The sequence below is a fragment of the Aeromicrobium terrae genome (assembly GCF_008039565.1).
GTDB classification, from domain to species: domain Bacteria; phylum Actinomycetota; class Actinomycetes; order Propionibacteriales; family Nocardioidaceae; genus Aeromicrobium; species Aeromicrobium terrae.
This window is the reverse complement of record NZ_VDUX01000003.1, coordinates 36,350-54,398: the sequence shown is the minus strand read 5'-3', so window position 1 is coordinate 54,398 and position 18,049 is coordinate 36,350. Positions and strand designations below refer to the sequence as shown.

Here is an 18,049-nt window from a genome sequence, read left to right as displayed (position 1 = left end):
TAGGGTGGTTTCAGGCTTCCCCGCCGCCCGTCACGAGGAGAGCATCCGGTGTACCTGAAGAGCCTCACGCTCCGTGGGTTCAAGTCCTTCGCCTCCTCCACCACGCTCCAGCTGGAGCCGGGCATCACGTGCGTCGTCGGCCCCAACGGCTCCGGCAAGTCGAACGTCGTCGACGCGCTGTCCTGGGTCATGGGCGAGCAGGGTGCCAAGACGCTGCGCGGCGGCAAGATGGAGGACGTCATCTTCGCCGGCACCGCCGGCCGTCCGCCGCTCGGACGTGCCGAGGTCGTGCTCACGATCGACAACACCGACGGCGCCCTGCCGATCGAGTACTCCGAGGTCACCATCTCGCGGACCATGTTCCGCAACGGCGGCTCCGAGTACGCCATCAACGGCAGCACCTGCCGCTTGCTCGACGTCCAGGAGCTCCTGAGCGACTCCGGCATCGGCCGCGAGATGCACGTGATCGTCGGCCAGGGCCAGCTCGACTCGGTGCTCCGGGCCACGCCCGAGGAGCGCCGCGGCTTCATCGAGGAGGCCGCGGGCGTCCTCAAGCACCGCAAGCGCAAGGAGAAGGCGCTCCGCAAGCTCGATGCCACGCAGGGCAACCTCACGCGCCTGCAGGACGTCCTCAACGAGCTGCGTCGCCAGCTCAAGCCGCTGGGCCGCCAGGCCGAGGTCGCTCGTCGCGCCGCCGTGATCCAGGCCGACGCCCGCGACGCCCGTGCCCGCCTCCTGGCCGACGACGTCGTCGCCGCCACGAAGGTCATCGAGGAGGAGCTCGCCGACGAGACGGCGCTGAAGGAGCGTCGCGCCGCCGTCGAGGCCGCCATCGCCGAGGCGCGCGCGACCGAGACCGAGCTGGAGGACCACCTCCGCAGCGACTCCCCGCGGCTCTCCGCCGCTCAGGAGACCTGGTACTCGTTGTCCGGCCTGCGCGAGCGCCTGCGCGGCACGGCCGGACTCGCCACCGAGCGCGTCCGCCTCGCCGCCGTCGAGGCCGAGGACCGCCGGCACGGCCGCGACCCCGAGGAGCTCGAGGCCGAGGCCGGACGCGTCCGGGAGCAGCACGAGCGCATGGCCGCCGCCGTCACCGAGGCCACCACGGCGCTCGAGCAGGCCGTCGTCCGCCGCGACGAGGCCGAGGCCGCCCACGCCACCGAGGAGCGCCGGGTCGCCGGCCTCCTCCGTGCCGCCGCCGACCAGCGTGAGGGGCTCGCCCGTCTGCACGGGCAGGTCAACGCGCTGAAGTCGCGCGCGTCCGCCGCCGACGACGAGATCGGCCGACTCACCGCGGCCCGCGACGAGGCCGAGCGCCGCGCCACGGAAGCCCAACGCGCGTTCACCGCGCAGGAGACCGAGATCGCCGGCCTGAACGCGGGGGAGTCCGGCCTGGACGCCGACCTCGAGTCGGCGGAAGCCGCCCTCGCCGGAGTCGTCGAGCGGCTGAGCGCCCTCGCTGCACGGGCGCAGGACGCCGAACGCCGGCACGCCGCCCTCACGGCCCGCAAGGAGGCGCTCGAGCTCGGGCTGTCCCGCAAGGACGGCGCCGGCGCGCTGCTCGCCGCCACCGACCAGGTCAGCGGACTGCTCGGCTCCGTCGCCGCCCTGCTCACCGTTCGGTCTGGCTTCGAGTCCGCGGTCGCGTCCGCGCTCGGCTCGGCGGCCGACGCCGTGGCCGTCGACCGTCTCGACACCGCCGTCGCCGCGCTCGAGAAGCTGAAGTCCGAGGACCTCGGTCGCGCCGGCATGCTGCTCGGCTCCGCGGGCGACGCCGTCGACGACACCGCCTGGCCCGGACTCCCTGACGGCGCCACCTACGCCGTCGACGTGATCGACGGTCCCGAGTCCCTCACCGGAGCGCTGCGTCGTCTGCTGTTCAAGGTCGCCGTCGTCGACGACCTCTCACAGGCCCGGGCGCTCGTCGCCCAGGCGCCCGACGTCACGGCCGTGACCCTCGAGGGCGACCTGCTGGGCGCGTACTTCGCGTCCGGCGGCTCGTCGAGCGCCCCGAGCCTCATCGAGGTCAAGGCCGCCATCGAGGAGGCCGAGTCCGACCTCGCGTCCGCCTCCCACGTCATCGAGACCGTGCGGTTCGAGCAGCAGGCCGCCGAGGCCGAGCGCGCCGAGCTGCAGGAGCGAGTCGACGCCGCGCTCGCCCGTCTGCACGAGTCCGACGCCGAGATGGCTGCGGTCGCCGAGCAGCTCGGACACCTCGGGTCCACGGCACGCGCCGCCCGCGGTGAGGCGGAGCGTCTCGCCGCCGCCATCACCGAGGCCGAGACCGCCCACGAGCGCGACCTCGCCGGCCTCGCCGAGCTCGAGGAGCGGCTCGCCCAGGCCGAGAACGCCCCCGAGGAGGAGCCCGACACCACCGAGCTCGAACGGCTCGCCGAGGAGGCGTCGGCCGCTCGCCGCCAGGAGACCGACGCCCGGCTCGCCCTGCGCACCAACGAGGAGCGCGCCCGCGCGCTCGACGGCCAGGTGACTGCCCTGCTCGAGGCGGCCGCCACCGAGCGCGAGGAGCGGATCCGCGCCCGCGAGCGTCGCGAGCGCCAGCTCCGCGAGGCCGAGGCGGCCCGCGCGGTCATCGCCGTCGGTGACGCCGTGATGGCGCGGCTCGAGACGTCCATCGAGCTCGCCTCCCGTCGCCGCACCGAGATCGAGGAGTCCCGGTCCGGTCGTGAGGAGGCGCTGCGCGAGACGCGCGCCCGCCTTCGTGACCTCGGCACCGAGCTCGACGGACTCACCGACTCGGTGCACAAGGACGAGATGGCGCGCGCTGAGCTGCGGCTCCGCCTGGAGTCGCTCGAGGCGAAGGCCCTGGAGGAGCTCGGGCTCGAGGTCGAGACCCTCGTCGCCGAGTTCGGCCCGGACCAGCTCGTGCCGCCCGTCGAGCTGCTCGACGACGACGGCCAGCCCGTGGATGCCCCGAGCGATCCGGTGCCCTACGTGCGCGAGGAGCAGGTCAAGCGTCTCCGCACCGCCGAGCGGTCGCTGGCCATGCTCGGCAAGGTCAACCCGCTCGCGCTGGAGGAGTTCAGCGCGCTCGAGGAGCGGCACCAGTTCCTCTCCGAGCAGCTCGACGACCTCCGCAAGACCCGCCAGGACCTCCTCGACATCGTCGAGGACGTCGACGCCAAGGTCGAGCAGGTCTTCACCGAGGCCTGGAACGACGTCGAGGCCGAGTTCGCGGACGTCTTCTCGCGGCTGTTCCCCGGTGGCGAGGGCCGTCTCGTGCTCACCGACCCGCAGGACATGCTCACCACGGGCATCGACGTCGAGGCCCGCCCACCCGGCAAGAAGGTCAAGCGGCTCTCGCTGCTCTCCGGCGGCGAGCGCTCTCTGGTGGCCGTCGCGTTCCTGGTGGCGCTGTTCAAGGCCCGGCCGAGCCCGTTCTACATCCTCGACGAGGTCGAGGCCGCCCTCGACGACACCAACCTGGGCCGCCTCCTGGAGATCTACGAGGAGCTCCGCGACAACTCCCAGCTCGTCGTCATCACGCACCAGAAGCGCACGATGGAGGTCGCCGACGCGCTGTACGGCGTCTCCATGCGCGGCGACGGCGTCTCGGCCGTCATCAGCCAGCGACTGCGCGAGGAAGAGAGCGCGTGACTGCTCTCTTCTCCTACCCCGCGCGGTACACGATCACCACGCGCTGGGAGGACGAGGACGTCTACGGCCACGTCAACAACGTCGTCTACTACTCGTTCTTCGACACCGCGGTGAACGGCTACCTGATCGAGGCCACCGGCACCGACATCCGGAAGCTCGACGCGTACGGGATCGTCGCCGAGACGGGCTGCGTGTTCCACCGCGAGCTCCGGTTCCCGGGGGAGGTGCACGCCGGCCTGCGCGTGGAGAAGCTGGGCACGTCGAGCGTGGTCTACGAGATCGGCCTGTTCCAGGGCGACGAGGACGAGCCCGCGGCCACCGGCCGCTTCGTGCACGTCTACGTCAGCGGCGCCGACCGCACGGTGACACCCGTGCCGGACGTCATCCGTGAGGTCCTGACCCCGCTCACCTAGGGTTGACGCGTGACTCTGCTGCTCATCGCCATCGTCGTCGCCGTCGTCATCCTGGGGGCGGGCATCGCGCTCGTCGTCGGCCGTCGTGGGGGCGGCACGATGCCGTCGCCCGCCGACCTCGACCGCATCACCGAGGAGGTCATCGACCACCCGGAGCACCCGGAGCCGCACCTCGAGGACGAGGACGAACCGGCGTCACCCGGCGCGTCCACCGCCACGCTCGAGCGTCCCGAGGCGCCGCAGGGCCGGCTGGTCCGCCTGCGCGCCAGGCTCGCCCGCTCGCAGGGGTCGCTCGGCAAGGGCCTGCTGGCCGTGCTCGGCCGGGCCGACCTGGACGACGCCGCGTGGGAGGAGCTCGAGGACACGCTGCTCGCCGCCGACGTCGGCGTCGGCCCCACCGCGGAGCTCGTCGAGGCGCTGCGCACGCGGGTCCGCGTGGAAGGCATCAACGAGCCCGAGCGAGCCAGGGCCGCGCTCCGCGAGGAGCTCATCCGTCTCGTCGACCCCGAGCTGGACCGATCGCTCTCGGCTGACGGCGCCGACGGCAAGCCGGGCGTCGTCCTGGTCGTGGGCGTGAACGGCACCGGCAAGACCACCACCGTCGGACGGCTCGCGCGCGTGCTCGTGGCCGAGGACAAGCGCGTCGTCCTGGGCGCCGCCGACACGTTCCGTGCCGCGGCCGCCGACCAGCTGCAGACCTGGGGGGAGCGGGTGGGCGTCGACACGGTCCGCGGTCCCGAGGGCGGCGACCCGGCGAGCGTCGGGTTCGAGGCCGTCCAGCGCGGCATCGCCGACGGCGCCGACGTCGTGCTCGTCGACACCGCCGGCCGCCTGCACACCAAGGCCGGCCTGATGGACGAGCTCGGCAAGGTGAAGCGTGTCGTGGAGAAGCAGGCCGAGGTCACCGAGGTGCTGCTCGTCATCGACGCCACCACGGGCCAGAACGGCCTCACCCAGGCGCGCGTGTTCGGTGAGGTCGTCGACGTCACCGGCATCGTGCTCACCAAGCTCGACGGCACGGCCAAGGGCGGCATCGTCGTCGCCGTGCAGCGCGAGCTCGGCGTCCCGGTGAAGTTCGTCGGCCTCGGCGAGGGAGCGGACGACCTCGCGCCGTTCGACGCCGCCGAGTTCGTCGACGCCCTGCTGGCCTGATCGGCACGTCACACAGACGTAACACGCAGCCGGAACTCGACAACCGGCCGTAACACGCGACGCGTGCCGTCGAAATCTGCGCCTCCTACTGTGCGGAACGCCAAGACGGCGACCAGCCCGAGACGGGACCCCCCGGTCGCTCGTGAACCGCAATGATCTGGAGGCCCGATGGACGGCTATTACGCCTGGATGCTCGTGGCGACAGCCCTGGTCCTGATGATGACCACGCCGGCACTCGCCCTGTTCTACGGCGGCATGTCTCGCTCGAAGTCCGTGCTCAACATGATGATGATGTCGTACGTCGCCATGGGCGTCGTCGGCATCGTCTACGTGCTCTGGGGATGGTCGGAGTCGTTCAGCTCCAAGGAGCTGGCCGGTGGACTGTTCGCCAACCCCTTCGACCTGTTCGGACTGGACGGTGTGGGGTGGGACTCCTACATCGCCGTGTGCTTCCAGATGACGTTCGCCGTGATCACGGCGGCACTCATCTCCGGCGCCATCGCCGACCGCGTCAAGCTGTCGTCCTGGGTCGTCTTCCTGCCGATCTGGGTGACGCTCTGCTACTTCCCGCTCGCGCACATGGTCTGGGGTGGCGGCTTCATCTCCGAGCACTGGGCTCCGCAGGACTACGCGGGCGGCACGGTCGTGCACATCAACGCCGGTGTGGCCGGCGGCGTGCTCGCGCTGATCATCGGCTCGCGCCTCGGCTTCGGCAAGGACCCGATGCGCCCGCACAACCTGACGCTCACGATGATGGGCGCCGGCCTGCTGTGGTTCGGCTGGTACGGCTTCAACGTCGGCTCGATCGTCTTCGTCGAGGGTGACGGCGGCAAGAAGGACATCGCCCAGTTCATGACGGAGACGGGCGTGACGTTCCTGAACACCACGGTCGCCACCATGGCCGCGATGCTGGCCTGGCTGCTCGTGGAGCGGCTGCTGCACGGCAAGGCGAGCGCCCTCGGCGCGGCGTCGGGCATCGTGTCCGGCCTCGTCGCGATCACGCCGTCCTGTGGAGCGGTCAACACCGTCGGCGCCATCGCGATCGGCGCCATCGCCGGTGCGGGCTGCGCCTACGCGGTCGGCCTGAAGTACAAGCTCGGCCTCGACGACTCGCTCGACGTCGTGGGTGTCCACCTCGTCGGCGGCATCCTCGGCACCGTCCTGATCGGCCTGTTCTCCACCGCGAAGGCGCCGGGCGGCATCGACGGCCTCTTCTACGGCGGCGGCTGGTCCTCGCTGGGTGACCAGGCGGCGGCCGCGGGCTTCGCGATCCTCTGGACCGGCGTGCTGACGACGATCATCGCCCTCGCCATCAAGTACACGATCGGCTGGCGGGTCAGCGAGGAAGACGAGGTCGAGAGCATCGACTTCGCCGAGCACGGTGAGTCCGCCTACGACCTGGCCGGCTCGTCCGGCTCCCACCTCTGAGGAACGGAGTACAGATGAAGCTCGTCACAGCGGTCATCAAGCCGCACAAGTGGGAAGAGGTCCGCGAGGCCCTCGCCGCGGCCGGCGTGGCCGGCATGACGGTCACCGAGGCCAGCGGGTACGGCCAGCAGAAGGGCCACACCGAGGTCTACCGCGGCGCCGAGTACGACGTGTCGCTGGTGCCGAAGATCCGCCTGGAGGTCGTCGTCGACGACGCCGACGTGGACAGCGTGGTCTCCACGATCACCGGCGCCGCGCAGACCGGGAAGATCGGCGACGGCAAGGTGTGGGTCGTGCCGGTGGAGTCCGTGGTGCGGGTCCGTACCGGGGAGACCGACGAAGCCGCACTGTAAGAAAAGCCTGCGTCCGGGCACCACCTCGCATTCGGCGACGGTAGTGTCCGGGCGCAGCGCTGTGCGCACGCACGATCGGAGACCCACATGGACACCGGCGACACCGCCTGGATGCTGGCCTCGACGGCCCTCGTCCTGCTCATGGCCCCCGGGCTGGCGTTCTTCTACGGCGGCATGGTCCGCGCGAAGAGCGTCCTCAACATGATGATGATGACGTTCTACGCGCTGGCGGTCGCGCCCATCGTGTGGTTCCTCTGGGGCTACAGCGGCGCGTTCGGCGACTCCGTCGGCGGCCTCTTCGGCGGCGGCGACTTCCTCGGTCTCAAGAACATCGGCACCGACACGCTCACCGGCACGTTCCCGACGTACATCTTCGTGATCTTCCAGATGCTGTTCGGCGTCATCACGGTCGCGCTGATCAGCGGCGCGGTGGCCGACCGGGCCAAGTTCGTCGCCTGGGCGGTCTTCGTGCCGGTCTGGCTGACGATCGTCTACGTGCCGGTCGCGCACTGGGTCTTCGCGTTCGACGGCGACGGCATCCGCGGCGGCTGGATCGCCAACGACCTCAAGGCGTTCGACTTCGCCGGCGGCACGGCGGTCGAGGTCAACTCCGGCATGTCCGCACTGGCGCTGGCGATCGTGGTGGGCCGGCGCGTCGGCTGGAAGCGCGACCCGTTCCGGCCGCACAGCCTGCCGGCGGTCCTCCTCGGCGCCGGGCTGCTGTGGTTCGGCTGGTACGGGTTCAACGCCGGGTCGGCGCTCGGGGCGAACGGCACCGCTGCCCTCGCCCTGATCAACACGACCGGCACCGCCACGGCCGCGGTGCTCGGCTGGCTCGCGGTGGAGGTCGTGCGCGACCGCCGCGCCACCAGCTTCGGTGCGGCGTCCGGTGCGGTCGCGGGTCTCGTGGCGGCCACCCCGTCGTGCGGCAGCGTCTCGCCGCTCGGCTCCCTGGTCATCGGCCTCGCCGCGGGCGCCGTGTGCGCCTGCGCGGTCGGCCTGAAGTACCGCTTCGACTACGACGACTCGCTCGACGTCGTGGGCGTCCACTTCGTCGGCGGCGTCGTGGGCACGATCCTGATCGGCCTGCTGGCCAGCGACGCCGCGGTGAAGAACCTCGGCTTCGGGTCGTCGGGCCTCTTCTACGGCGGTGGGCTCGACCAGCTCGGACGGCAGGTCGTGGCGGTGGTCGCGGTCGGCGCGTACGCGTTCGTGGTCACGTGGATCATCGGTACCGTGATCGACAAGGCGATCGGGTTCCGCATCGACGAAGAGATCGAGGTCGCCGGCATCGACCAGGCCGAGCACCTCGAGACGGCGTACGACAACATCGGCGGCGGGTCCGCCCTTTCACGGGAGGCATGACATGAAGCTCGTGACCGCGGTCATCAAGCCGCACAAGTGGGAGGACGTCCGCGAGGCGCTCGCCGGGGCCGGCATCGCCGGCATGACCGTCACCGAGGCCAGCGGCCACGGCCAGCAGAAGGGCCACACCGAGGTCTACCGCGGCGCCGAGTACGAGGTGACGCTGGTGCCCAAGATCCGCTGCGAGGTCGTGGTCGACGACGCCGACGCCGACACGGTGGTCTCGGCCATCGCGTCCGCCGCGCGCACCGGCAAGATCGGCGACGGCAAGGTCTGGGTCGTCCCCGTCGAGTCGGTCGTGCGCGTCCGCACCGGCGAGACCGACGAAGCTGCCCTCTAGGACGAAGTGGACCCCTCCGGCGACGCGTTCGGCGACCGGCGCCGCGCGCGAGCGCTCGAGGCGGACCGGCTGCTGCGTGGGCTGTTCGCCGGCGCCGTCGGGTCGGCCGACGACCCGCGGCAGGGACAGGGCGTCGCCCTGGTCGCCGTCGGCGGGTACGGGCGGTCCGAGCTGTCGCCGGCGAGCGACCTCGACGTGGTCCTGCTGCACGACCCGTCGGTGGGCGAGGAGCGGATCCGCGAGATCGCCGAGGCCATCTGGTACCCGCTGTGGGACCAGGGGGTCGCGCTCGACCACTCGGTGCGCAACACGGTGCAGATGCGTGAGGCGGCCCTGGAGGACCACCGCGCCGCGATGGGCATGCTCGACGCCCGTCCGGTGGCCGGCGACTCCGGGCTGGTGCTCGCCTTGCGGTCCGAGGTGCTGACCGACTGGCGGCGGGACGCCCGGAAGCGGCTGGTCGAGGTGCGGGAGGCCCGGGAGGCGCGGATCGAGCGATCGGGCTGGCTCGCGCACGCCGCCGTGCCCGACCTCAAGGAGTCCGGCGGCGGGCTCCGCGACGGTGTCGTGCTGCGGGCGATGGTCGCCACCTGGCTCGTCGACGTGCCGCGGGGCGAGGCTGAGGCGCTGCGATCCGCGCTCCTCGACGTCCGCGACGCCCTGCACGAGACGTCCGGCCGTCGGATGGAGAAGCTCGACGGCGAGCACCTCGTCGACGTCGCGCGGCTGCTGGACCGGGACACCCACGAGCTGGAGCACCACACCCGGAACATCGGCCGGCGGGTCGCGCACCTGTCGTCGCTGGCGTGGCGGCGGGTCGACGACGTCCTGGAGACGCGGCCGACCGCGATCACGTCCACCGGCCCGGTCGTCGCCCCGCTCGACGACGGCGTCGGCCGCCTCGACGACGAGGTCATCGTGCTGCAGGGCGTCGACCCGGCCGAGGATCCGGAGATCGCGCTGCGTGCCGCGGCCGCGGCCGCCCGGCACGGGCTGCCGATCGGATCGAGCACGGCGCAGCACCTGGCGCGCACGCTCGGCGACATCCCGGAGCCCTGGCCGGCGAGCGCCCAGCGCGCCCTGGTCGACCTGCTCACCGCCGGCCCGGGCCTCGTCGCGGTGTGGGACGAGCTCGACTACGCCGGCGTCACCGACCGGTGGGTGCCCGAGTGGGCGGACATCCGGCTGCGTGGCTCGTCGTCGCCCGTGCACCGCTACACGGTCGACCGGCACAGCGTCGAGACCTGCGTCCTGGCCGCCGAGGTGGCGCGCGACGTCGACCGTCCGGACCTCCTCGCCGTGGCGGCCCTCCTGCACGACATCGGCAAGGGCCGCGACGGCGACCACAGCGAGGTGGGGGAGTCGATGGCCGAGGAGATCGCGCTGCGCTGGGGCTTCTCCGCGGCCGACGCGCGCGTGGTCGCCCGCCTGGTGCGGTGGCACCTGCTGCTCCCGAACATCGCAACACGGCGCGACATCGAGGACCCGTCCACCGCCGTCAACGTCGCGGAGTACGTCGAGAGCGAGTCGTTCCTGGACCTGCTCGCCGCGCTCACGCAGGCCGACGCCCGAGCCACCAGTGCGTCGGCGTGGTCGTCGTGGCGACGCGGCCTGGTGCACGGCCTGGTGGCCAAGGTGCGCGCGAGCCTCGACGGCACCACCTCCGCGGACGCCGAGGCCTACGAGGGCTGGCCGGCCCACGTGCCGATCCCGGACTGGGGCTCGCAGAGCCTCACCGACCTGTCGCTGGAGGTGGAGAACCACCGCGGGGGCTCGCTGCTGACCTTCGTGACGCTCGACCGCCCCGGCCTGATGGAGTCGATCGCCGGCGGCCTCGCCGTGCTCGGGCTGGAGATCCGGTCCGCCCGCACCGTCACGATCGGCGACGCGGCGGCGTCGATGTGGGAGGTCACCCGGGCCGACGTCGACGTGACCAAGGTGCGCGAGCGGCTGAAGCCGATCCTGGCCGGGGAGGTCGACCTGGCCGCCCGTCTCGCCCTCAGCCCGTCGCCCGACGCCGTGCCCCCGCGGGTGACCCTGCTGCACCAGCGCTCGGAGACCGCGACGCTCGTCGAGGTGCGCGCCCAGGACCGGCGCGGCCTGGTCTGGACGGTCTGCCGCGCCATCCGGGAGCTCGGCCACTCGATCCGCTCGGCCCACCTGTCCACGTACGGCGCCGAGGCCCGCGACGTGTTCTACGTCGTCGACGCCGACGCCCGCCCGCTGGACGAGACCGCGGCGGAGCAGCTCCGGGCCGCCGTCGCCGCTGCGCTCACCTAGTGGGACGTTAGGCTTGGGAGGTCGCCCTTCCAGCCATCTGAGGATCCCGCCAGCCCATGTTCGACACCCTGCAAGACCGCCTGCAGTCCGCGTTCAAGAACCTGCGCGGCAAGGGCCGGCTCTCCGAGGCCGACATCGACGCCACCGCGCGCGAGATCCGCGTCGCCCTGCTCGACGCCGACGTTGCGGTGCCCGTCGTCCGCGACTTCATCGCGCGGATCAAGGAGCGGGCCACAGGATCCGAGGTCAGCGGCGCCCTCAACCCGGCTCAGCAGGTCATCAAGATCGTCAACGAGGAGCTCGTCGGCATCCTCGGCGGCGAGACCCGGCGCATCCGGTTCGCCAAGAACCCGCCCACCGTCATCATGCTGGCCGGACTCCAGGGCGCTGGTAAGACGACGCTCGCCGGCAAGCTCGGCCGCTGGCTGAAGGAGCAGGGCAAGAGCCCGATGCTCGTCGCCGCGGACCTCCAGCGCCCCAACGCCGTCACGCAGCTGCAGGTCGTCGGCGAGCAGGCAGGCGTCACCGTCTTCGCCCCCGAGGCCGGTAACGGTGTGGGCGACCCCGTGAAGGTCGCGCGCGACGCGATCAGCGAGGCCACCCGCACGCTGCACGACGTCGTCGTCGTCGACACCGCCGGCCGCCTCGGCATCGACGCCGAGCTGATGAAGCAGGCCTCCGACATCCGCGACGCCGTCCAGCCCGACGAGGTGCTGTTCGTCATCGACGCGATGATCGGCCAGGACGCCGTGCAGACCGCCGAGGCGTTCCTCGAGGGCGTCGACTTCACCGGCGTCGTGCTGTCGAAGCTCGACGGCGACGCCCGCGGCGGTGCCGCGCTGTCGGTCCGCTCGGTCACCGGCCGGCCGATCATGTTCGCCTCCACGGGCGAGAAGCTCACCGACTTCGACGTCTTCCACCCCGACCGCATGGCCTCGCGCATCCTCGACATGGGCGACGTCATGACGCTCATCGAGCAGGCCGAGAAGGCGTTCGACGCCGAGCAGGCCGCCGCAGACGCCGAGAAGATCATGGGCGGCTCGTTCACGCTCCAGGACTTCCTGAAGCAGATCGAGGCCATGTCGAAGATGGGCTCGATGACGAAGATCCTCGGCATGCTGCCGGGGATGGGCCAGATCAAGGACCAGCTGGCCGACTTCGACGACCGCGAGGTCGACAAGATCAAGGCGATCATCCTGTCGATGACCCCGGCCGAGCGCAACCAGCCCAAGATGATCGACGGCTCCCGTCGGGCTCGTATCGCCGCCGGCTCCGGCACGCAGGTCAGCGACGTCAACCAGCTCGTCGAGCGGTTCTTCGCCGCGCAGAAGATGATGCAGCAGATGGCCAAGGGCGGAGGCATGCCGGGCATGCCGAACCTGGGCGGGATGCCGGGCATGGGTCCGGGCAAGCGTGCCGGTGCCAAGCAGAAGCCGCAGCAGAAGAAGAAGGGCAAGCGCGGCTCGGGCAACCCGGCCAAGCGTGCCGCCGAGGAGAAGGCCGCCGCAGCGGGCAAGTCCGGGGGTGCCGGTGGCGCGAGCGCGTTCGGCTTCGATCAGGGCGACCAGGAGTTCGAGCTCCCCAAGGAGCTGCGCGACCTGATGTGACAGCCGAAGGTCGACCTCCCGGAGTAGACCTTCGACTGACGAAACCGTTGGAAAGCGCTTGTAACCTGCAACGGTGCTGATACCCCTGCTTCGCAGGTACCTGGCTCCCTACCGCGGTCCACTCCTCGTGGTCGTCGCGTTCCAGCTCGTCCAGACCATCGCGAGTCTCTACCTGCCAGGCCTGAACGCCGACATCATCGACCGGGGCATCGTCACCGGTGACATCGGCTACATCTGGAGCACCGGCGGGATGATGCTCGCGGTCACCGTGCTGCAGATGGCGTGCACGGTCGTGGCGGTCTATGTCGGCGCCCGCACGGCGATGGCGGTCGGCCGCGACCTGCGCGCCGGCGTCTTCTCGTCGGTCGAGGGCTTCGCCGCCCGCGAGATGGCCCAGTACGGCGCGCCCACGCTCATCACCCGCTGTACCAACGACGTCCAGCAGGTGCAGCTGTTCGTCTTCATGACCCTGACGATGCTCGTCGTCGCGCCGATCATGGGCGTCGGTGGCGTCATCATGGCGCTTCGCCAGGACGTCGAGCTCTCCGCCGTGCTCCTGCTCGTCATCCCGGCCCTGGTCATCTCGATCAGCCTGATCATCCGGCAGATGCGTCCGCTGTTCCGCGAGATGCAGGAGCGCATCGACGGCCTCAACGACGTCAGCCGCGAGCAGATCCAGGGCGTCCGCGTCATCCGCGCCTTCGTGAAGGAGCGGCACGAGGCCGAGCGGTTCGGCGAGGCCAACCGCGCCAACATGGACGTCTCGATCGCCGCCGGCCGGGTGATGTCGATGATGTTCCCCACCGTCATGGGGATCATGAACATCAGCGTCGTGCTCGCCACGTGGTTCGGCGGCTTCCGCATCGCGTCCGGCGACCTGCAGGTCGGCACCCTGACGGCGTTCCAGAACTACCTGGTGCAGATCCTGATGGCGGTCATGATGGCCACCTTCATGCTCATGCTGTGGCCGCGCGCCGAGGTGTCCGCCGAGCGCATCACCGAGGTGCTCGAGACCGAGCTCAGCGTCGTGGCTTCCGCGGACGCGGTGGACGTCCCGATCCGGCGCGGCGACGTCGACGTCGTCGGCGCCTCGTACGCCTATCCCGGGGCGGAGGAGCCCGTGCTCCACGGCATCGACCTCGTGGCGCGACCGGGGGAGACCACCGCCATCGTCGGCTCCACCGGCAGCGGCAAGTCGACGCTGCTCAACCTCGTGCCGCGACTCTTCGACGTGACGGAGGGTTCGGTGCGCGTCGACGGCACGGACGTCCGCTCGCTCGTCCCCGACCGGCTCTGGGAGTCCATCGGCCTGGTGCCGCAGAAGGCGTTCCTGTTCGCGGGCACCGTCGCCACGAACCTCCGGTACGGCCGCACCGACGCCACCGACGAGGAGCTCTGGGCGGCCCTGGAGATCGCCCAGGCTCGCGACTTCGTCGAGGCGATGCCCGGCGGCCTGGAGGCGCCCATCACGCAGGGCGGTACCAACGTGTCCGGCGGCCAGCGCCAGCGTCTCGCCATCGCCCGCGCCGTCGTCAAGCGGCCGCGCATCTACCTGTTCGACGACTCGTTCTCCGCGCTCGACTACGCCACGGACGCCGCGCTGCGCGCCGCCCTGCGTCCGGTCACGCAGGACGCGGCCGTCGTCATCGTCGCCCAGCGCATCAGCACCATCCGCCGCGCCGACCGCATCGTCGTCCTCGACGTCGGCCGCGTCGTCGGCACCGGCACGCACGACGAGCTGATGGAGTCATGCGAGGTGTACCGGGAGATCGTCCTGTCCCAGCTCACCCTCGAGGAGGCCTCGTCATGAGCGGCCGCGGACCCGGCGCGTGGGGCGGCGCGATGAACCACGAGAAGGCGAGCAACTTCAAGGGCACGTTCCGCCGCATGCTCGACCGCCTCCTCGTCGACCGGCTGCTCTGCTACACCGTGGCCGGCTTCGCGGTGCTCGCCACGGCCATGTCCGTCATCGGACCGCGGATCCTGGGCCACGCCACCGACATCGTCTTCACCGGCTATCTCTCGGACCAGTTCCCGGAGGGCATGACGAAGCAGCAGGTCATCGACTCGCTCGAGCGCAGCGGCGACGACCGGGTCGCCGACCTGATCCGCAGCACCGATCTCCACCCCGGCGCCGGCATCGACTTCACCGCTCTCGGCTGGGTGCTCACCGGCGCCATCGCGCTGTACGTCGTGGCGTCGCTGCTGATGTGGACGCAGGGCCGGCTCACCACCGTCGTGGTGCAGCGCATGGTCGCGGGCCTGCGCGACGAGGTCGAGGAGAAGGTCAACCGGCTCCCGCTGAAGTACCTCGACACCCACGAGCGCGGCGAGCTGATGTCGCGCACCACCAACGACATCGACAACATCGCCCAGTCGCTGCAGCAGACCATCAGCCAGATGATCTCGTCGCTGCTGATGGTCGTCGGGACGCTCTCGATGATGCTGTGGATCTCGCCGCTCCTGGCGCTGATCGCGCTGGTCACGCTGCCGCTGGCGATCGTCCTGACCCGGCAGATCACGCAGCGCTCGCAGCCGCAGTTCGTCGGGCAGTGGGCCGCCACCGGCAAGGTCAACGGCCACATCGAAGAGGTCTTCACCGGCCACCAGGTCGTCAAGGTGTTCGGTCAGCAGGCCACGGCGCGCGAGGAGTTCGACCGCCGCAACGACGCCCTGTTCGGCGCGGCGTTCAAGGCGCAGTTCATCTCCGGCGTCATCCAGCCGGTGATGATGTTCATGTCCAACCTCAACTACGTCGCGGTCGCCGTCGTCGGCGCGCTGCGCGTGGCGTCGGGCTCGCTGAGCATCGGCGAGGTGCAGGCGTTCATCCAGTACTCGCGCCAGTTCACGCAGCCGCTCGCGCAGCTCGCGGGCATGATCAACCTGCTGCAGTCCGGCATGGCCTCGGCCGAGCGCGTCTTCCAGCTGCTCGACGAGGAGGAGGAGCGGCCCGATCGCGCCGACGCCCCCTTCCCGGACCCGCTGCGCGGCCGCGTCGAGTTCTCCGACGTCACGTTCTCCTACTCCGACAGCCCGCTCATCGAGCACCTGGACCTGGTGGCCGAGCCGGGGGAGACGATCGCGATCGTCGGCCCCACCGGCGCCGGCAAGACCACGCTCACCAACCTCGTGCTGCGCTTCTACGACCTGCAGGGCGGCCGGATCACGCTCGACGGCGTCGACGTCGCGGACATGTCGCGCGGCGAGCTGCGCGAGAACTTCGGCGTCGTGCTGCAGGACACCTGGCTGTTCAAGGGCACCATCCGCGACAACATCGCGTACGGGGCGCACCGCGCGAGCGACGAGGAGGTGCAGCGGGCGGCCGAGGCCGCGCACGTCGACCACTTCGTGCGCACGCTGCCCGACGGCTACGACACCGTCATCGACGAGGAGGGGCAAGGCGTCAGCGCGGGTCAACGCCAGCTCCTGACGATCGCGCGCGCCTTCCTGGCCGATCCGGCGATCCTCGTGCTCGACGAGGCCACCAGCTCCGTCGACACCCGCACGGAGGCGCTGGTCCAGCAGGCCATGGAGCAGCTGCGGTCCGGACGCACCAGCTTCGTGATCGCCCACCGGCTCTCCACGATCCGCGACGCCGACCACATCGTCGTGATGGAGGACGGCCGCATCGTCGAGCAGGGGAACCACGAGTCGCTGGTCCACGGCGGGGGAGCGTACGAGCGCCTGTATGCCGCACAGTTCGCCGGGGCCACCACCTGACGGTGGTTGACTGAGCCGCATGGACTCGGTTCGTTACGACGTCGACGACGCCGTCTGCACCATCACGCTCGACCGCCCCGAGCGGCGCAACGCCGTCGACGGCCCGATGGCCGCCGAGCTGAAGGAGGCGTTCCACGCGTTCGAGGCCGACGACTCGTTGGCCGTCGCCGTGCTGCACGGCGCCGGTGGCACGTTCTGCGCGGGCGCCGACCTGAGCGCCGTCACCGACCCGGAGCGCCGCCACGAGCTCGACGCGACTGGGGGCGGCGACGGGCCGATGGGCCCGAGCCGCATCGCGCTGTCCAAGCCCGTGATCGCCGCGGTCGCCGGTTACGCGGTCGCCGGCGGCCTCGAGCTGGCCCTGCTCGCCGACCTCCGGGTCGTCGAGGAGGACGCGATCTTCGGCGTCTTCTGCCGACGCTGGGGCGTGCCGCTCATCGACGGCGGCACGGTCCGCCTGCCGCGCATCGTCGGCCAAGGTCGCGCGCTCGACATGATCCTCACCGGCCGGCCGGTCGACGCGCACGAGGCGCTGGCGATGGGGCTGGCCAACCGGGTCGTCCCGGTGGGCCAGTCGCTGACCGCCGCGCACGCGCTCGCCGAGCAGCTGGCCGAGTTCCCGCAGCTCTGCATGCGCACGGACCGCGCGTCCGTGTTCAGCCAGTGGGACCTCCCGCTCGACGCCGCCCTGCGCCAGGAGGGTGCGGCCGGCGTGCCTGTCGTCATGGCGGAAGGTGCCGACGGCGCGCAGCGATTCGTCGAGGGCGCGGGCCGTCACGGCGCGTTCTGACCGGTTTGGTCGCTCCGGAACCGTTCTGGCAGAATGGTCACTTGCGTCCGGACGTGTGAGGGCCCTCTCTCCCGCACCGACCGGCCCAACCGGCTTCGCCGGCCGCGTCCCCACACGGCCCGGCACGTCACCATCACGAACATCTGAGGAGACACCACACTCGTGGCCGTCAAGATTCGCCTGAAGCGCATGGGCAAGATCCGCACGCCCTACTACCGCATCGTCGTCGCCGACTCGCGCACCAAGCGCGACGGTCGTGTGATCGAGGAGATCGGTACCTACAACCCCAAGACCGAGCCGTCGACCATCTCCGTGAAGTCGGAGCGGGCCCAGTACTGGCTCGGCGTCGGCGCCCAGCCCACCGAGGCCGTCGCCGCGATCCTGAAGCTCACCGGCGACATCGGTGGCAAGGCGTCGCTCAAGGAGCCGGAGCCCAAGGCCGACAAGGCCGCGCTCTTCGACGCCGCTCTCAAGGAGCTCCACGCCGAGCCCAAGGTCAAGAAGATGCCGGCCAAGAAGGCGGAGAAGAAGGCCGAGGAGCCCCAGGCTGACGAGGCGCCCGCCGAGGAGCCCAAGGCCGAGGAGACCCCGGCTGAGGAGCCCAAGGCCGAGGAGACCCCGGCTGAGGAGCCCAAGGCTGACGAGGCGCCCGCCGAGGAGGCCAAGGCCGAGGAGACTCCCGCCGAGGAGCCCACGGCTGACGACGCGGACGAGAAGTCCGAGGCCTGAGCATGGCCGCGCCGCTGGTGGAGGTCGTCGAGCACCTGGTGTCCGGCATCGTCGAGCACCCGGACGACGTCGAGGTGCGTGCCAAGCAGACGCGCCGTGGCGACCTGTTCGAGGTCCGGGTCAACCCGAGCGACCTCGGCAAGGTGATCGGCCGTCAGGGCCGTACCGCCACCGCGATCCGCAAGGTCGCCGGAGCCATCGCCGGTTCCGGTGGCGCCCGGATCGACTTCGTGGACGTCGACCGTCAGCGCTAGCTG

Annotated in this window: 14 protein-coding genes; all 14 read left to right on the top strand. The window is 71.2% G+C overall.

Annotated features, from left to right (window positions below; genetic code table 11):
- Positions 1-48 precede the first annotated feature (48 nt).
- The 14 genes from smc to FHP06_RS06835 all read left to right on the top strand — a co-directional run bounded on the left by smc (position 49) and on the right by FHP06_RS06835 (position 18,046).
- Positions 49-3,615 (top strand): chromosome segregation protein SMC, encoded by a 3,567-nt coding sequence (gene smc, locus FHP06_RS06900; RefSeq protein ID WP_147685197.1) that lies wholly within the window; start codon positions 49-51, stop codon positions 3,613-3,615.
- Positions 3,612-4,028, top strand: coding sequence for an acyl-CoA thioesterase (locus tag FHP06_RS06895; RefSeq protein ID WP_147685195.1), 417 nt, complete (start codon positions 3,612-3,614; stop codon positions 4,026-4,028). The genes smc and FHP06_RS06895 overlap by 4 nt, the downstream gene beginning before the upstream one ends.
- A 9-nt stretch (positions 4,029-4,037) precedes the next feature.
- A complete protein-coding gene (gene ftsY / locus FHP06_RS06890; protein WP_147685193.1) occupies positions 4,038-5,180 on the top strand; it encodes a signal recognition particle-docking protein FtsY in 1,143 nt (380 codons plus the stop codon).
- Positions 5,181-5,348: 168 nt separating this feature from the next.
- Positions 5,349-6,608: an ammonium transporter gene (locus FHP06_RS06885; protein ID WP_147685191.1), complete on the top strand. Its 1,260-nt coding sequence runs from the start codon at positions 5,349-5,351 to the stop codon at positions 6,606-6,608.
- 14 nt (positions 6,609-6,622) lie between these two features.
- Positions 6,623-6,961 carry a P-II family nitrogen regulator gene (locus FHP06_RS06880; protein WP_147685189.1) on the top strand — a complete coding sequence of 113 codons (339 nt, stop codon included), beginning with the start codon at positions 6,623-6,625 and terminating at the stop codon, positions 6,959-6,961.
- Between the two features lie 87 nt (positions 6,962-7,048).
- On the top strand, positions 7,049-8,326 hold the full coding sequence (locus FHP06_RS06875) for an ammonium transporter (RefSeq protein ID WP_147685188.1): 1,278 nt from the start codon (positions 7,049-7,051) through the stop codon (positions 8,324-8,326).
- Between the two features lies 1 nt (position 8,327).
- On the top strand, positions 8,328-8,666 hold the full coding sequence (locus FHP06_RS06870; RefSeq protein ID WP_147685186.1) for a P-II family nitrogen regulator: 339 nt from the start codon (positions 8,328-8,330) through the stop codon (positions 8,664-8,666).
- 6 nt (positions 8,667-8,672) lie between these two features.
- A complete protein-coding gene (locus FHP06_RS06865) occupies positions 8,673-10,946 on the top strand; it encodes a [protein-PII] uridylyltransferase (protein WP_147685184.1) in 2,274 nt (757 codons plus the stop codon).
- A 56-nt stretch (positions 10,947-11,002) separates the two neighbouring features.
- A complete protein-coding gene (ffh, locus tag FHP06_RS06860; protein WP_147685182.1) occupies positions 11,003-12,553 on the top strand; it encodes a signal recognition particle protein in 1,551 nt (516 codons plus the stop codon).
- A 73-nt stretch (positions 12,554-12,626) separates the two neighbouring features.
- On the top strand, positions 12,627-14,363 hold the full coding sequence (locus tag FHP06_RS06855) for an ABC transporter ATP-binding protein (RefSeq protein WP_147685180.1): 1,737 nt from the start codon (positions 12,627-12,629) through the stop codon (positions 14,361-14,363).
- Positions 14,360-16,273, top strand: a complete 1,914-nt coding sequence (locus FHP06_RS06850; RefSeq protein ID WP_222706400.1) for an ABC transporter ATP-binding protein — start codon at positions 14,360-14,362, stop codon at positions 16,271-16,273. Before FHP06_RS06855 ends, FHP06_RS06850 begins: the two co-directional genes overlap by 4 nt.
- Positions 16,274-16,292: 19 nt before the next feature.
- Positions 16,293-17,063 carry a crotonase/enoyl-CoA hydratase family protein gene (locus FHP06_RS06845; RefSeq protein ID WP_147685178.1) on the top strand — a complete coding sequence of 257 codons (771 nt, stop codon included), beginning with the start codon at positions 16,293-16,295 and terminating at the stop codon, positions 17,061-17,063.
- Positions 17,064-17,225: 162 nt separating this feature from the next.
- Positions 17,226-17,792 (top strand): 30S ribosomal protein S16, encoded by a 567-nt coding sequence (rpsP, locus tag FHP06_RS06840; RefSeq protein WP_147685177.1) that lies wholly within the window; start codon positions 17,226-17,228, stop codon positions 17,790-17,792.
- Positions 17,793-17,794: 2 nt separating this feature from the next.
- A complete protein-coding gene (locus tag FHP06_RS06835) occupies positions 17,795-18,046 on the top strand; it encodes an RNA-binding protein (RefSeq protein ID WP_147685175.1) in 252 nt (83 codons plus the stop codon).
- The last annotated feature ends 3 nt before the right edge of the window (positions 18,047-18,049 follow it).

Excerpts from the sequence above, each read along its gene's own strand:
- FHP06_RS06845 (WP_147685178.1), top strand. The coding sequence starts at position 16,293 with ATGGACTCGGTTCGTTACGACGTCGACGACGCCGTCTGCACCATCACG.
- FHP06_RS06880 (WP_147685189.1), top strand. The coding sequence starts at position 6,623 with ATGAAGCTCGTCACAGCGGTCATCAAGCCGCACAAGTGGGAAGAGGTC.
- FHP06_RS06875 (WP_147685188.1), top strand. The coding sequence starts at position 7,049 with ATGGACACCGGCGACACCGCCTGGATGCTGGCCTCGACGGCCCTCGTC.
- FHP06_RS06850 (WP_222706400.1), top strand. The coding sequence starts at position 14,360 with ATGAGCGGCCGCGGACCCGGCGCGTGGGGCGGCGCGATGAACCACGAG.
- ffh (WP_147685182.1), top strand. The coding sequence starts at position 11,003 with ATGTTCGACACCCTGCAAGACCGCCTGCAGTCCGCGTTCAAGAACCTG.
- FHP06_RS06885 (WP_147685191.1), top strand. The coding sequence starts at position 5,349 with ATGGACGGCTATTACGCCTGGATGCTCGTGGCGACAGCCCTGGTCCTG.
- FHP06_RS06835 (WP_147685175.1), top strand. The coding sequence starts at position 17,795 with ATGGCCGCGCCGCTGGTGGAGGTCGTCGAGCACCTGGTGTCCGGCATC.
- FHP06_RS06870 (WP_147685186.1), top strand. The coding sequence starts at position 8,328 with ATGAAGCTCGTGACCGCGGTCATCAAGCCGCACAAGTGGGAGGACGTC.